At 51.0% G+C, this 12,548-nt stretch carries 13 protein-coding genes and 1 tRNA gene; 2 read left to right on the top strand and 12 right to left on the bottom strand.

Annotation, left to right across the window (positions count from 1 at the left end; translation table 11 throughout):
- Positions 1 to 2 precede the first annotated feature (2 nt).
- From ABLV78_RS20140 to ampR, 4 genes are all read right to left on the bottom strand, one after another.
- Positions 3 to 2,528: a fimbria/pilus outer membrane usher protein gene (locus ABLV78_RS20140; protein ID WP_049059518.1), complete on the bottom strand. Its 2,526-nt coding sequence runs from the start codon at positions 2,526 to 2,528 to the stop codon at positions 3 to 5.
- Positions 2,529 to 2,618: 90 nt separating this feature from the next.
- On the bottom strand, positions 2,619 to 3,302 hold the full coding sequence (locus tag ABLV78_RS20135; RefSeq protein WP_045391067.1) for a fimbrial biogenesis chaperone: 684 nt from the start codon (positions 3,300 to 3,302) through the stop codon (positions 2,619 to 2,621).
- A gap of 69 nt (positions 3,303 to 3,371) precedes the next feature.
- A complete protein-coding gene (locus tag ABLV78_RS20130; protein WP_045391064.1) occupies positions 3,372 to 3,899 on the bottom strand; it encodes a fimbrial protein in 528 nt (175 codons plus the stop codon).
- 446 nt (positions 3,900 to 4,345) lie between these two features.
- Positions 4,346 to 5,236 (bottom strand): LysR family transcriptional regulator AmpR, encoded by an 891-nt coding sequence (gene ampR, locus ABLV78_RS20125; RefSeq protein ID WP_045391061.1) that lies wholly within the window; start codon positions 5,234 to 5,236, stop codon positions 4,346 to 4,348.
- A 142-nt stretch (positions 5,237 to 5,378) separates the two neighbouring features.
- Between ampR and ampC-Kaer the strand changes: the two genes are divergently transcribed.
- Positions 5,379 to 6,524, top strand: a complete 1,146-nt coding sequence (ampC-Kaer, locus tag ABLV78_RS20120; RefSeq protein WP_047046051.1) for an AmpC-Kaer family extended-spectrum class C beta-lactamase — start codon at positions 5,379 to 5,381, stop codon at positions 6,522 to 6,524.
- Positions 6,525 to 6,684: 160 nt separating this feature from the next.
- Here ampC-Kaer and ABLV78_RS20115 read toward each other — a convergent pair whose 3' ends face one another.
- Positions 6,685 to 7,035, bottom strand: a complete 351-nt coding sequence (locus ABLV78_RS20115; protein WP_047046048.1) for a DUF1493 family protein — start codon at positions 7,033 to 7,035, stop codon at positions 6,685 to 6,687.
- Positions 7,029 to 7,475, bottom strand: coding sequence for an STM2901 family protein (locus ABLV78_RS20110; RefSeq protein WP_047046046.1), 447 nt, complete (start codon positions 7,473 to 7,475; stop codon positions 7,029 to 7,031). Before ABLV78_RS20110 ends, ABLV78_RS20115 begins: the two co-directional genes overlap by 7 nt.
- A gap of 280 nt (positions 7,476 to 7,755) precedes the next feature.
- On the opposite strand from ABLV78_RS20110, the gene ABLV78_RS20105 reads away from it, so the two are divergent.
- On the top strand, positions 7,756 to 8,394 hold the full coding sequence (locus tag ABLV78_RS20105) for an ECs1377 family protein (protein WP_047046043.1): 639 nt from the start codon (positions 7,756 to 7,758) through the stop codon (positions 8,392 to 8,394).
- A 108-nt stretch (positions 8,395 to 8,502) separates the two neighbouring features.
- Here ABLV78_RS20105 and ABLV78_RS20100 read toward each other — a convergent pair whose 3' ends face one another.
- From ABLV78_RS20100 to ABLV78_RS20075, 6 genes are all read right to left on the bottom strand, one after another.
- Positions 8,503 to 8,817: a DUF1493 family protein gene (locus ABLV78_RS20100; protein ID WP_032712691.1), complete on the bottom strand. Its 315-nt coding sequence runs from the start codon at positions 8,815 to 8,817 to the stop codon at positions 8,503 to 8,505.
- A gap of 2 nt (positions 8,818 to 8,819) precedes the next feature.
- Positions 8,820 to 9,257, bottom strand: a complete 438-nt coding sequence (locus ABLV78_RS20095; RefSeq protein WP_032712692.1) for an STM2901 family protein — start codon at positions 9,255 to 9,257, stop codon at positions 8,820 to 8,822.
- A 284-nt stretch (positions 9,258 to 9,541) separates the two neighbouring features.
- A protein-coding gene (locus ABLV78_RS20090) for an IS3 family transposase (protein WP_088389818.1) occupies positions 9,542 to 10,641 on the bottom strand; the annotation gives its coding sequence in 2 pieces (ribosomal slippage) (positions 9,542 to 10,386 and positions 10,386 to 10,641; 1,101 coding nt in all).
- 238 nt (positions 10,642 to 10,879) lie between these two features.
- Positions 10,880 to 11,206 (bottom strand): DUF1493 family protein, encoded by a 327-nt coding sequence (locus ABLV78_RS20085; protein WP_015704508.1) that lies wholly within the window; start codon positions 11,204 to 11,206, stop codon positions 10,880 to 10,882.
- Positions 11,200 to 11,664, bottom strand: a complete 465-nt coding sequence (locus ABLV78_RS20080; protein ID WP_015704509.1) for an STM2901 family protein — start codon at positions 11,662 to 11,664, stop codon at positions 11,200 to 11,202. The genes ABLV78_RS20085 and ABLV78_RS20080 overlap by 7 nt, the downstream gene beginning before the upstream one ends.
- Before the next feature lie 776 nt (positions 11,665 to 12,440).
- Positions 12,441 to 12,516 (bottom strand) — tRNA-Thr (locus ABLV78_RS20075).
- Between the last annotated feature and the right edge of the window lie 32 nt (positions 12,517 to 12,548).

The following is a 12,548-nucleotide window of genomic DNA, read 5'->3' as shown; positions in this document are numbered from 1 at the left end:
TGTTATTTACAGGTCAGGGAGACGACCTGATAACCACCGGGTTGATCGGCTTGAATAGCAGGTAGTTCTGGCACCGTCAGGCTGCAGGAGGCGTCGGCATCGTCGCCCCATTTCATCTGCAGACGGTCGCCGCTCTGAACGCCGGAAACGTAGGCTTCGCCGCGGGTACCGACCACGCCGACATGTTCGCCGTTCTGGCCGAAGATGTTGGCGCCAATCACCGGCACGCTGCCGTCCGCCAGTTTGGCGTGGATAAGCAGGCTCTGGCCGAGATGCGTTTCAAAGGTCACGCGGCCGATGGCGCGCTCGGTCGGCACGATATCTTTCGCCGCCAGCGGGATTTCCAGGCCGTTGCCGATATCCGAAGTACGCAGCGCGACGCGGTTGTGGCGATACGGCATCGCAGAAGTGAGCACCGCGTAGCCGAAGCGGTCAATCGCTACCCCAGGCTGGTTCTCCAGACGTACGCCCTGCGCCCCTTTCGCTTTCACCACCACGAAGGTGTTCTGCAGCGGCTGCGACAGGGTGACGCCGCCGGAGTGCGCGACCACGCCGCCGGAGACGTTCAGCGAAGTCTGCTGATAGTTGTTGTTGTAGCTGTAGCCCAGATCGACGTTACCCATGCTGCCCAGATAACCCAGGTTGACCAGGCTGGTATCGCCGCCGTGCTGGGTGTGGCCGCTCTGCACGAAGTAATTCATGCGGTTGTCATCAAGCAGCGTACCGCTCATCCCGGCGCTGTAGCCGCTACCGCTCTGCTTGCTGTTAGAGGCGTTAAAGTTAACCGTGCTTTCGTGGTCCGGGCCAAAGATGTTGATTGGCACCGAGACGTTGAGGTTAACGCTGTTGTCGCTATAGCCGTAGTTACTGCGGCTGTTCTGGTAAAACACGCCGACGCTGACGCGATTCCAGGTGGTGTTAAAACCGGTCTGGATGGTGCGGTCGTAAGCGGAAGTGTTCCAGTAGTTCTGACGAATAAAGGTCGCGTACAACGAAGCGCCGGCGATGTGCTGGTTGACCGTCATCTCGACGCGCTGGCGTTTGTTGTTGTATTGCTGCGAGTCGTAGTAACGACGGCGCTGGTTTTGCGTCGCCCAATCCGGCGCGCCGGTTTTATCGTCGCTCTGATCGTAATACTGGGTGTGGTAGAAACCGTTCTGCCAGTTGTTACGTTCAGCTACCGCATCGGAGAAGTCATAGAAGCCCGATGTCGAATAACGGTAGCCGGCGATCTGCACATCGGTACCGAGAGTGTTGAGCGATTTGGAATAGAGGAAGCGCACGCTGGCGCCGCGCTTGTTCTCACCGGAAGCCAGATCGGTATCAGACCATGAGGCGTCAACGGAGGCCGCCCCGTATTCGCCCATGTTTTTACCCAGCCCGACCACGCCGGAGCGATAGTGCTCGGCCATGATAATCCCGCCATATGGCGTATAGTCGGAGCCAGCGCCATGTGCGACGGTACCCTGGATAAATTGCGGCTGATAATTATTGGTGCCGTCGTGATATTTACCCGCCGTCACCTGATACTCCCAGATCCCGTCGCGCAGCATATTCGGCACGGAGGAGTAAGGGAGTGTGAAGCTATGGCGTGAGCCATCCGCCTCGATAACCGTTACGGCTAAGTCGCCGCTGAGGGTGCTTGGCGAAATATCGGTCAGCGCGAACGGCCCCGGCGGCACCACGGTGCTGTATACGGTGTAGCCGTTCTGGCGCACTTCGACGCGGGCGTTGGTGTTGGCGACGCCACGTACGACCGGCGCGTAGCCGCGGCGGCTGTCCGGCAGCATTTCCGGGACGCTGGAAATCTGCGCGCCGCGGAACTGGAAGCTGTCGAAAACGTTATTATTGGTGTTGCTCTGGCCAATCTGAATACGGCTGCGCCAGGAGGCGATGTCGGTTTCCGCCCAGGTGGAAATCGGATTCCATTGCTCTTTTTGCCCGGTCTGTTTTGACAGGGAAGAGGTATTGCGAAAACGCCACGCGCCGACGTTTAGGCCGTTATTGAGGCTCAGGAAGTAGTAGTCGCTGTCCTGTTTGCCGCTACCGCTGGCAAAACGGGAATGACTGCCGCTGAAGGCATAGTTAACGAAACCGGCGTTGATACCGTCGTCATAGACCAGCGGCGAAATCTCGCCCTGCGGTCGCGCTTCGAGATCGGTTTGCGGTACGGAGATGTTCAGCTCCTGCAGCGCGGCATTCCAGCTCACGCTACTGCCAGGAATATTTTTTACCAGATCGTAACAGGCGCTGCTACCGGCAGTGTCCGGCACCAGAACGCCGTATGAACGATAGCTGTCGGCATCTAAACAGAAATAGCCCGGGGTGTTAGGCGAATCTTTTTTAAATTCTATTTCCCGGTGATCGACGCGATTTTTATTCAGGTAAATATCGAAGGCATATTTACCTGGTAAAATATCGTCGCCGGTAGAGAGGTTTTGCACCAGCGAGGCGTTATTCGCCCCGCGGATGAAAGAGGTATTGAATTGCTCTTCGGCATTGACAAATGGTGTCGCCAGTAATGACATTGTCGAGGCGTAAACAGCAAAGCGAACATGCTGCGCCAGACATCCAGGGATCGTCCTTATTTTGTTATGGCTAGCCATTGTATTGCTCTCTTACTGAATGCGGATATCTTTAATTTCCGTATGTCCGCCAAAATCATTGATAAAAGTGAATGACATCTGATCCGCTGCCGCCGCGCCGGCTGGCAATTTGATGTTCAGAGAGTCCATGGGATTAACCATGTCAGCATTCACTTTCCAGGTCTTCGCGCCGCTCTTTAGCGTGAGTACGCCGAAAGTCACGTGCAGCGGACCTTTGTTAGTCACGACCAACTCATTACCTTGCTTGCGCCAGGTCAGGGCCTGCGCTTCCTTTTGCAAGGTGGTTTTCAGCGTGGTAGGGCGATAGAACAACTTCACGCGGGTGCGGATCGCAATTTGCAGCACGTTTTCTTGCTTCGCCGAAGGCGGAATTTCCTGCACGTTGATCCAGTACACGGATTCGCGGTCGGTTGGTAGTCCGCTGCCGGAATAAACAAAGCGCAAAATAGCGTCTTTATTTCCCGCCAGTTTTAAAATTGGCGGAATAGCCTGCATCGGTAAATTAGTTGGCGTTGCGGTGGCGTCACCGGTATCAAGCCAGGTCTGAACCATCCATGTTTCATCGGTATCATTGTGAATGGATAACGCCGCAGATTTTTCCCCGCCGTTATAAATAACCCGAGTCTGATCGACCTGAATACCCGCAAAAGTATCCAGCGAGACAAATAACAATAAAGCGGTTAATAACTTTTTCATTTCACGTTCCAAATAATGTTACCAGCCATCCATGGCCAAAACGTCTACCCTAAAACGGGATTATCCGTATTATTTGTATTCGATGGTGAAGGTGGCGTTTGCGTTAGCAGAACCAGCAGTCACATCCTTCAGGAAGGATTTGTAGCGAGCTTTCAGGTTGAATACCGCGGTGCCGCTGTTGTCGTCAGACGCTGCAACGTTAACCCACGGGGAGTTGTCGTCTGCGCTCTGGTTGATTGGGACGATTTTTTCGTCGTTGGTCAGGATTTCGATACCTACGCCGCCAGCGTTATCAACGGACAGCAGGTTCGGGTTACCGGCAACGGTCGCACCGTCGAAGCGCAGGGAGTAATCACCGGCTTCACATTTTTCCAGGTTGATGGTGAACGCTTTAGAAGCGGTAACATCGCCAACAGCGTTGAACGCGGTAGTCGGGTATTTACCGATGAAAACGTCTTTGTTCTGGTCGGAAGAAGTCACAGTACAGGTTGACTGGATGATTTCACCGGTAAAGTTGACCTTGCCGTTAACTGCGTAAGCACTGGTGGCGGACGCGGACAGGATCAGTGCTACAACAGGCAGTAATTTCTTATTCATTTTAACTCCATGTACTTAAGGGGATAACCATTGTGGTAATCAAACACGGCAAGCGAATACCGTGCAGATGGGTATCCAGATAACCTATGTTGGCGTGTTGATCGCGATGAAATATACAGCAACAGTTTTCGCGGTTTGATTGCTTCGGTGACTTAATTACAGGAAATTAATAGACATAAACGATGCACTTGATCGGACTTATCTGATAATGGCAACGATAATAATTTTATAGCCAGCGGGGCGCTGGGGAGGATGCTATGGGGAAAGGTAAATAATTAAGGTGTTGTTTTTAAACTGTTTTATTGTTTTTGTTTCTCAGGGGGGTAAACGTTTCTGCGCAAGCCAGGGCAAATTAAAAACGCTGATTTATCCAGCGCTATGCATAATGTGTAAGCGTTATTTCCAAATATTTCCTGTTTCCTTCGGGAGCGCCTTCTGATGGCGGATTACTCCGCCGAATTAACCCCTTTTAAGGCCTCCGCCAGCCAGCGGGAAAAATGCAGCATCGCGGGCGTTTCCGTGCGTGATTGCAAACGTGTCAGCCAGTAGTTGCCGAGATCGATATGAATCTTAAACGGCTGCACAATGCGTTTTTCTTCCAGCAGATGGCTGAACATTTTTACCGGGGCGATAGCTACGCCTAAGCCTGCCTGCGCCGCCTCCAGCATGGTCACTGATGAGTCGAAGACAATAACCCGATGGGTTGGCGAAGGCGGAAGTTCTCCCGCTGCCTGCATCCACGCCGACCATTCGTCGCGGCGATAAGAGCGGAGCAGCGTGAACTGCAAAATATCCTTCGGTGTATTTAGCCGGGCAGCTAACGACGGAGCGCACAGCGCGGAGAGCGGGGCGGCGCACAGATACTGCGCGGCGGTATCGTGCCAGGCGCCGCCGCCGAAGCGAATCACATAATCCAACCCCTCGGCGGCGGGATCGACGCGATTATTATGGGTGGAGATCTGCAAATCGATATGCGGACACTCGCGCCAGAAGGCTGGCAGCAATGGGAACAGCAGGCCTGTAGCGAAAGTGCCGACTACGCCGATCTTGAGTTTCTCCTGCGCCTGGTGACCGGTAAAACGGTCGAGCATCCCGGCTATCCTTTCAAACGACTCATTGAGTACCGGTAACAGGCCTTCGCCTTCGGTGGTGAGCTTGAGGCCGCGCGACACGCGAACGAACAGCTGGCAGTTAAGGTGTTCCTCCAGCGTCTTCACGTGCTGGCTGATGGCGGAGTGGGTGACGTTGAGCTCAATCGCCGCGCGGGTAAAACTGAGATGCCGGGCGGCCGCTTCAAACGCCCGCAGTGAATTGAGAGGAAGATAGCTGCGTGTCATAACATTATCCGTTAGAAAAACTAAAGCCTGCTGCTAAATTTAACAGTTTGTCAGCGCTGTGCAAAACACCGACACTGAGCGCGTCTGAAGGGCCCGGACGAGAGTGGATATTGAGCGAGAACCGATAATGGAAAAATACTTCATGATGAAAAAATCCCTTACAGGCGTACTGCTGCTGGGCGCCTCATTTTCGACGTTTGCCGCGCCGCAAACGGCGGAGCAGCTGCGCGAACTGGTCAATCAGACCATCACCCCGTTAATGAAAGAACAGGCGATACCGGGGATGGCGGTGGCGGTGATCTATCACGGCAAACCCTACTATTTCACCTGGGGCCAGGCCGATGTCGCCGGGCAGCGTCCGGTGACGCGACAGACGTTGTTTGAGCTGGGCTCTGTTAGTAAGACTTTCACCGGCGTGCTTGGCGGCGATGCGGTGGCGCGCGGTGAAATTAAGCTCAGCGATCCGGCGCAGAAGTACTGGCCGCAGCTCACCGGCCAGCAGTGGCAGGGGATCACGCTGCTGCATCTCGCCACCTATACCGCAGGCGGCCTGCCGCTGCAGGTTCCGGACGAGGTGACGGATGAAGCGGCATTACTGCGTTACTATCAGAACTGGCAACCGCAGTGGGCGCCGGGGAGTAAGCGGCAGTACGCCAATACCAGCATTGGCCTGTTCGGCGCGCTGGCGGTAAAACCTTCCGGCATGAGCTTTGAACAGACGATGAGCCAGCGGGTATTGCAGCCGTTAAAACTGAGCCACACCTGGATTAACGTACCGTCCGCCCAGAGCAAGGATTACGCCTGGGGTTATCGCGACGGTAACGCGGTACACGTTTCGCCGGGGCAGCTGGACGCTGAGGCTTACGGCGTGAAGTCGAGCATTGAGGATATGGCGCACTGGGTGCTGGCGAATATGAACCGCGAGACGGTGCAGGATAAAAACCTGCGGCAGGGGATCCAGCTGGCGCAGTCGCGCTACTGGCGGGCTGGGGAGATGTATCAGGGCCTCGGCTGGGAGATGCTGAACTGGCCGGTGTCGGCCGAGGTGCTGATTAACGGCAGCGATAATAAGGTGGCGCTCGCCGCGACGCCGGTAACGGCGGTCAATCCACCCGCGCCGCCGGTGAAAGCCTCGTGGGTACATAAAACCGGCTCCACCGGCGGATTCGGCAGCTACGTGGCCTTTATCCCGCAACAGGATCTCGGCATCGTGATGTTGGCGAATAAAAGCTACCCCAACCCGGAGCGGGTGAAGGCGGCGTATCATATTCTTGAGGCGCTGCAGTAAGAACGGTTGCGCTGCGCTTAGCGGGGCCAAGGTTGGCGCTAACTGAGAAAAACCCCGGTCGCGCTTACGCTTACCGGGGCTACAAGTTGGCACTAACCGGTAGCCCGGATAAGGCGCAGCGCGCCGCTATCCGGGGGAGGGGCTCTTTATTTTCAAACAACTAACGATACAGCCATCTCCCAGCCTGTGCTGACGCAATGAGCATCGCGAGTGTTAGCGGCTCCGGTGTGCGCGGAGAAATGCGTTTGGATTTCGGTAATAGGAAATTAGGGAGGAAACCCTGTTCGGGAGGCCAATAATTAAATAAATCAAATGCATCTTGCTTTACATTAAACTGACGGAAATAGGATTTCATGATGTCATCGCCACTTTCTCTGGCCCAGGGATAATCGCCCATATTGAGTGATAAATCCGCATTCACCTGCTGCTTTTTGCCGGTAAGTGTCGGCTTGTTCCATTGCGTTTCATACCATGCCAGAACGGCTGCTGCAATATTGTCTTGATCTACCATAATTTATCGTCACCTCTGGCAATGGCGTTGTATCTAGTGGTTGCTTTTATTGATACATAAATTACATCCCCTGTCAGGTAAATAATCCCGAGAATGGGTATCCAGCGTCCAACGAATGCTCCCAGATTGGTGACATAGCTCCATCTAAGATTACGGATGGATTGGTTGGTTAACGTCGGGAGCCTGACTTTTAAATCATTGTGGAAAACCTTCCGTAACTCATGGCTCAAAATGCTCGTCCCTTTAGTCGCTCCGCCTGGTTTTGTCCGGGTATTTTTTATAGGTTGACCAAGCATGATTAACGCAATGGTCATGATGTCATCTACTCCAAAATGAATGGCTGCAGTATCGAGAAAAATCCAAAAAAGAAGTTCATGGGACGAGAGGTTTGACTTGCCATTGTAATAATATGTTCCATTAACTTGTTCTGTTGTGTCCATTTTTATATCCCAGTAATGCTATTTTTACGCAATGTAGCTGCCTGGTTTATTGGAAACAATAACTGTTGATATAAACGTTTTCTGAAAAATAGCTCTTATTAAATGTTCTGTTAAATCATTTAATCAATTAATAAAAATTTCTTTTCTCATCTATTTTTATTTGTTCAGCTAATATTCCCTGGTGAAGTTAGCACATGATGATTTAAAGCGAACTGCTACTTGCGAATAGACGCAATCTGCTGAAAACTATCAGCGAGATGGTGAACCACAGGGAACGGCAATGGCTGGACGTATTGACTATCAGATTGAAAAATTTCAGTTCATCGAGCGCAACGAATCCCCACGTATTACCCGCCAGTGGGCGGAAGTTATTGCTGAATGTCAGCAGGAAAAGGCGAACAGTGAAACGCGTTTGCGTACTGCATTGCTGAATGTCGACTACGCCACCAGCTTCGAACTGCCGTTTCGTTTATTGCTTATTCGCGCCCCGCAGCTGGTGGATCGCTTACGCCATGCGCTGGCGCTGAATCAAAAGAACGTGGTGATTAATGGTAAGAAGCGCGGCTGCGTTTACAGCCTGAAAGCCGATCTCAGCGCCGTTCCGGATGAGTTTCGTTATCGCTTTGTGAGCCGGATTATTCGCAGCGGGCCGGATGCGGTTTCCGCCGCGCCCTATCAGCAGCTGGCAAAAGAGATAAAGGCGCCGCGCGAGCGGTTACGTTTGGCGCTGGAAAGCGGCCTGCAGGTCAATGCGCTGGATGGGCTGTTCTGGTTTGGTATCCAGCGTATCGCCGCGGATATTTCGGCGCTGCGTTCTGCGGGAATGGCGATTACGACTGCGGAAGTGGAGGTGGCGGATAGCCTGACCAGAACGACGCGAATGATAGCGGCGTATCAGGTGGGGACCTGCTCCCGTTGATTAATACACACCGATGTTAGTAATGTCTTCATAAGCTCCATGAGGATATCCCCATGAAAAAACTAATAAAGGCTCTTGCCTTTATGCCAAAACCTTTAACACGGACGATCAGTCATAGAGCCAGCGCCCGGCTTTAGCACTTTCAATAAACATTTGTACCGTCAATGGTTCTGGTTTGTGGTGGTCTGTTTTGAGGTATTCAGGAAGAATGGCGTTTGGAAGAAACCAAATACCAGTATTGGGAAAATAGCGACGAAAGTTAAAACTTTGGATATCTACATTCAATGATTCAGAGTAGTCATTTAGAAATGAGTCCATATCCTCTGGAAGTACTACATGATCACCATCACTCAGTGATGTATCATTGTCCATCTTCCAAAAGTGCTTTTCGATCAGTCCGTGAACAGTAGCATCAATATCCATGCCTATTTCCCCGTAATTAATCGATAACGGTGAACAACATTAGTAGTAATGACACCAATATCATAAACAGTGACCACAACACCAATCCACGGTACCCAACGTCCAATGTAGCCGCCAATACTGGTAGTGTATGCCCAATCCTTGCGGAGTATCGACTTAATGGTAAGTGTCTTTTTACGTGTTTCAAAAGAGCCTGTGAACACCTTACGGAAAACAAGAGATAGAGGACTTGTGCCTTTGGTTGCACGGCGGTAATCAATCTTACCTCGTACAGGGACTAAAGGCAGACTAAGAATCATTGAGCCCCACGCAAAGTAATCCAGCAAATCACCAAACTGTTTATAACTCTCATCCATGAGTAACCAAAATAACAGTTCGCTTTCGCTTAAATTTGACTTCCCATCAAAATAATATCCGTTTACCTGTTCTGTAGTATCCATCCTACCCCCCCATAAACATTAGCCATTCGATGATATTAGAAACAGTTAATAGATGCTTGCGTGATTAATCCTAAATCATGGCTGGTTTTGGACAATACCAGCCATCAAGCCCCGTTAGATAAACTTCCTTGCATCAGAGACAAGTTTTAATACAGCCTCTTCAACCTTCTTCAGTTCTAACCATGCTTTGCAACGTCATCTTGTAAGCACACCTGTTTTAGTTCCACGCACTTTTTGAGAGTTCCGTTTTTTTGACCTTGGCCCAAATTCAGTGCAGTGCTAAATCAGAGATCTTCGTCTTTTTGCAGACTCCGGATAAATTCAGCCGGAGTCATGTCATTTAGTGATAAATGCGTCCTCTCATGATTATATTCCCTGCGCCACTTGTCGAGTTTGTCCTGCGCATCTTCCAGTGACAGGAACCAGTGAATGTTCAGACATTCGTCCCGCAGGCTGCCGTTAAATGACTCAATAAACGGGTTATCGGTCGGTTTCCCGGGACGGGAGAAGTCCATCGTGACACCGTGCTCATACGCCCATTTATCCAGACTTTTCGAGATGAACTCGCTGCCGTTATCCGTCTGGATACGCACCGGCAGGCGTTTATCCAGCACCCGTAATGCTTCCACTATGCTGACCACATCCTCGCCTTTCAGCGATTTTCCGGCATGGATCGCCAGACACTCCCGACTAAAATTATCCACTACGGTCAGCGCCCGAAAACGCCGCCCGTTAAACAGACTATCCGACACGAAATCCATACTCCAGCACTGATCGATATGCGTCAGGGCCGGGCGCTGCTGGCGGCGTGCGGCACTGACATGCCTGCGGGGGCGCTTTCTGCGCAAATTCAGGCCTTCCAGACAATAAATCCGGTGTGTTTTCTTGTGGTTAATCTGCCAGCCTTCCCGCCGCAACTGGATATGAATACGCGGGCAACCGTACCGTATCCGGGTTTCCGCTATTTCCCGGATACGCAGGGTTATCGCCCGATCGTCACGCCGGCTCTGCCAGTGGTAGACAGTTCTGCTCTGCATCAGCAACCCGCATCCCCGGCGGACACTGATATGATAGGCCTCCAGCAGAAAATGCACCGCCTGGCGCTTCTGAGCCGGCCTCAGAACTTTTGTTTCAGTACCTCCTGCAGCATCTCCTTGTCCAGACTCAGGTCTGCCACCAGTTTCTTCAGCCGCTGATTTTCATCCTCCAGTTGCCGCAGACGGCGCAGTTCCGTTACGCCCAGACCGGCGAATTTCTTCTTCCAGTTGTAAAACGTGGCCTCAGAAATGCCCATCTTTCTGCAGACTTCCCTGACGCGGGTGCCGGTTTCGGCCTGTTTCAGCGCAAACGCGATCTGTTCTTCGGTATAACGGGTCTTTTTCATGGCGATGTGCCTCTCTGTGAGATGGAAGAAAGACCGGATACTTCAGTTTAGACTGGTACTGTTTTCAGGGAGGAGATCAATGCAGCTAAGGAAAAAATCAACCCAATTTTATTTAAAATGAAGTTAACAACCCCTGATGTCAACTCAATCATTTCTTAATCTTCTTTTAATCCATGTAAAGAATTCTTAATTTTATTACGGATAAATAAGTTAGCATTTACTGGGGGCGGTGCGCCCCTTATTCGTACAACCATCTTCCGGCTTTAGCTGATTCGATCAGCATACCAACATTGAAATCTGGTACAGGAACAGGCTCTGTTTTCTTAAATGGATTCCATGAAACAGGCTGATCAGGATAGTAAGTTTCTATTTTAAAGTTTCCCCGTTCAACCTTGAACGCATCGAAAAACTTATCCATTAACTCACCAGCTTCAAGCTCATCAAGACTCAAATCAGTATCAAGATCCGTTTCAGGTGTTAGCTCTACTTTCTTGAACTTGAATAGGTACGTGCCAGCGTAAGGCCGTACAAGTTCATAAACGCGCTGCTCAACATTGTTTACCATAACTTATCGTTACCCCGCGCTATAGCGTTGTAGTCTCGGATAGTGCGATAGGTGATTTGAGAGATATCAGAAGCTAAGATAACCCACCCCACGACAGGAATAGCCCTGCCCGTAAATGTTCCAATGTTAGCTACCGCCCTGATTCTGATTGTAGAAGGTGGATAACCACCAATAACGGAAGGTAGTTTGATACCGAAAGGGAACTGCGCTTTTTTGAACACTTTTCGCGAGGCTTTAGACGCATATGATGTTCCCTTTTCAGCACCGTTTGGTTTTGCCCTTGTAGGGAGAGTATTACGCCCAGATACAATGGCAACTACAGCACCGAAATCAACAAGACCTAAACCAAGTTGATCAACAACATTTTCACAGAAGACCATGAAAAATAGCTCGGAGGCGGTGAGGTTTGAACGCCCCGCATAGAAGTATGTTCCGTTAAGTTCCTCGACTGTATCCACGTCCAAATCCTTTTGACTCTGAATGTATTGCAATCATAACGGCTGCTTTTCATACAGTCACCTCTAAAACATGTTGTTAGCCGCTCGTGCCAGCTTGATTTCCTCTCGCTTTCAAGCCAGGCTTTCCCCTCTGGTGCTGCCCGGAATTTACGAGCGTGAATCTTACGGTTGTTGCGCTTCGTAGCTGCTTTTTGGTTAGCTTTTGACATGATATCTCCTCCGCTGAATCTGCCAGCGCGCAACGTACAGCAGAGAGACAGTACAACGAAAGTTACAATGGTGCAGATAATAGATGACCATTACGTGCCGTGTTGGGCACATAAGAAAAGGCGGCGCGTAGCGTTTCCGCAGGTTGAATCCCTTCGCAGGGAGGATAAAGCCTTAGCATGTTCTCTTATCAGGTGATCGTTATACTCCGGTGATCGAAACCGTGGCAGAGCCGGATTCTTTCCCGATCCGGTTAGTCTTCCCAACATTACGCCTGTTTATTCTCTGCGACCTTTCACAAGGTGTAGCATCATTGAGCGCCCCACGAAGCGCGGAACGTATCGCTAAGGGTTCAAGTGACGTGTTTAGAGAGTCCGGCAACTCTTTCAGCTTCAAGGGATGGCAAAATTTCTAATGCTGTTCGGGCTTGAGCCTGGTAACTACCCGCCAGTACGTTGTACAATACTTGAGCCGATACAACGCAAAAGCATTTACCAAGAGTTATCAAGGATGATAATTGAAGATACAATCCGTTAGATTTTTTACGCTAAGTGATTGATTTTATTAGATGGTGCCGATAATAGGAGTCGAACCTACGACCTTCGCATTACGAATGCGCTGCTCTACCAACTGAGCTATATCGGCCCTGAAAGGACGCGTTCACCTGCGTGAAGCAC

It is taken from the genome of Klebsiella sp. CN_Kp075 (genome assembly GCF_040065055.2).
Taxonomy (GTDB): Bacteria; Pseudomonadota; Gammaproteobacteria; order Enterobacterales; family Enterobacteriaceae; genus Klebsiella; species Klebsiella aerogenes.
The sequence above is the reverse complement of the archived record's forward strand: the minus strand, read 5'-3'. Positions and strand labels throughout refer to the sequence as shown.

Coding starts and splice junctions, on each gene's coding strand:
- ampC-Kaer (WP_047046051.1), top strand. CDS start 5,379: ATGATGAAAAAATCCCTTACAGGCGTACTGCTGCTGGGCGCCTCATTT.
- ABLV78_RS20095 (WP_032712692.1), bottom strand. CDS start 9,257: ATGGATACTACAGAACAGGTAAACGGATATTATTTTGATGGGAAGTCA.
- ABLV78_RS20100 (WP_032712691.1), bottom strand. CDS start 8,817: ATGGATATTGATGCTACTGTTCACGGACTGATCGAAAAGCACTTTTGG.
- ABLV78_RS20135 (WP_045391067.1), bottom strand. CDS start 3,302: ATGAAAAAGTTATTAACCGCTTTATTGTTATTTGTCTCGCTGGATACT.
- ABLV78_RS20105 (WP_047046043.1), top strand. CDS start 7,756: ATGGCTGGACGTATTGACTATCAGATTGAAAAATTTCAGTTCATCGAG.
- ABLV78_RS20130 (WP_045391064.1), bottom strand. CDS start 3,899: ATGAATAAGAAATTACTGCCTGTTGTAGCACTGATCCTGTCCGCGTCC.
- ABLV78_RS20085 (WP_015704508.1), bottom strand. CDS start 11,206: ATGGTAAACAATGTTGAGCAGCGCGTTTATGAACTTGTACGGCCTTAC.
- ampR (WP_045391061.1), bottom strand. CDS start 5,236: ATGACACGCAGCTATCTTCCTCTCAATTCACTGCGGGCGTTTGAAGCG.
- ABLV78_RS20140 (WP_049059518.1), bottom strand. CDS start 2,528: ATGTCATTACTGGCGACACCATTTGTCAATGCCGAAGAGCAATTCAAT.
- ABLV78_RS20110 (WP_047046046.1), bottom strand. CDS start 7,475: ATGGACACAACAGAACAAGTTAATGGAACATATTATTACAATGGCAAG.
- ABLV78_RS20115 (WP_047046048.1), bottom strand. CDS start 7,035: ATGGTAGATCAAGACAATATTGCAGCAGCCGTTCTGGCATGGTATGAA.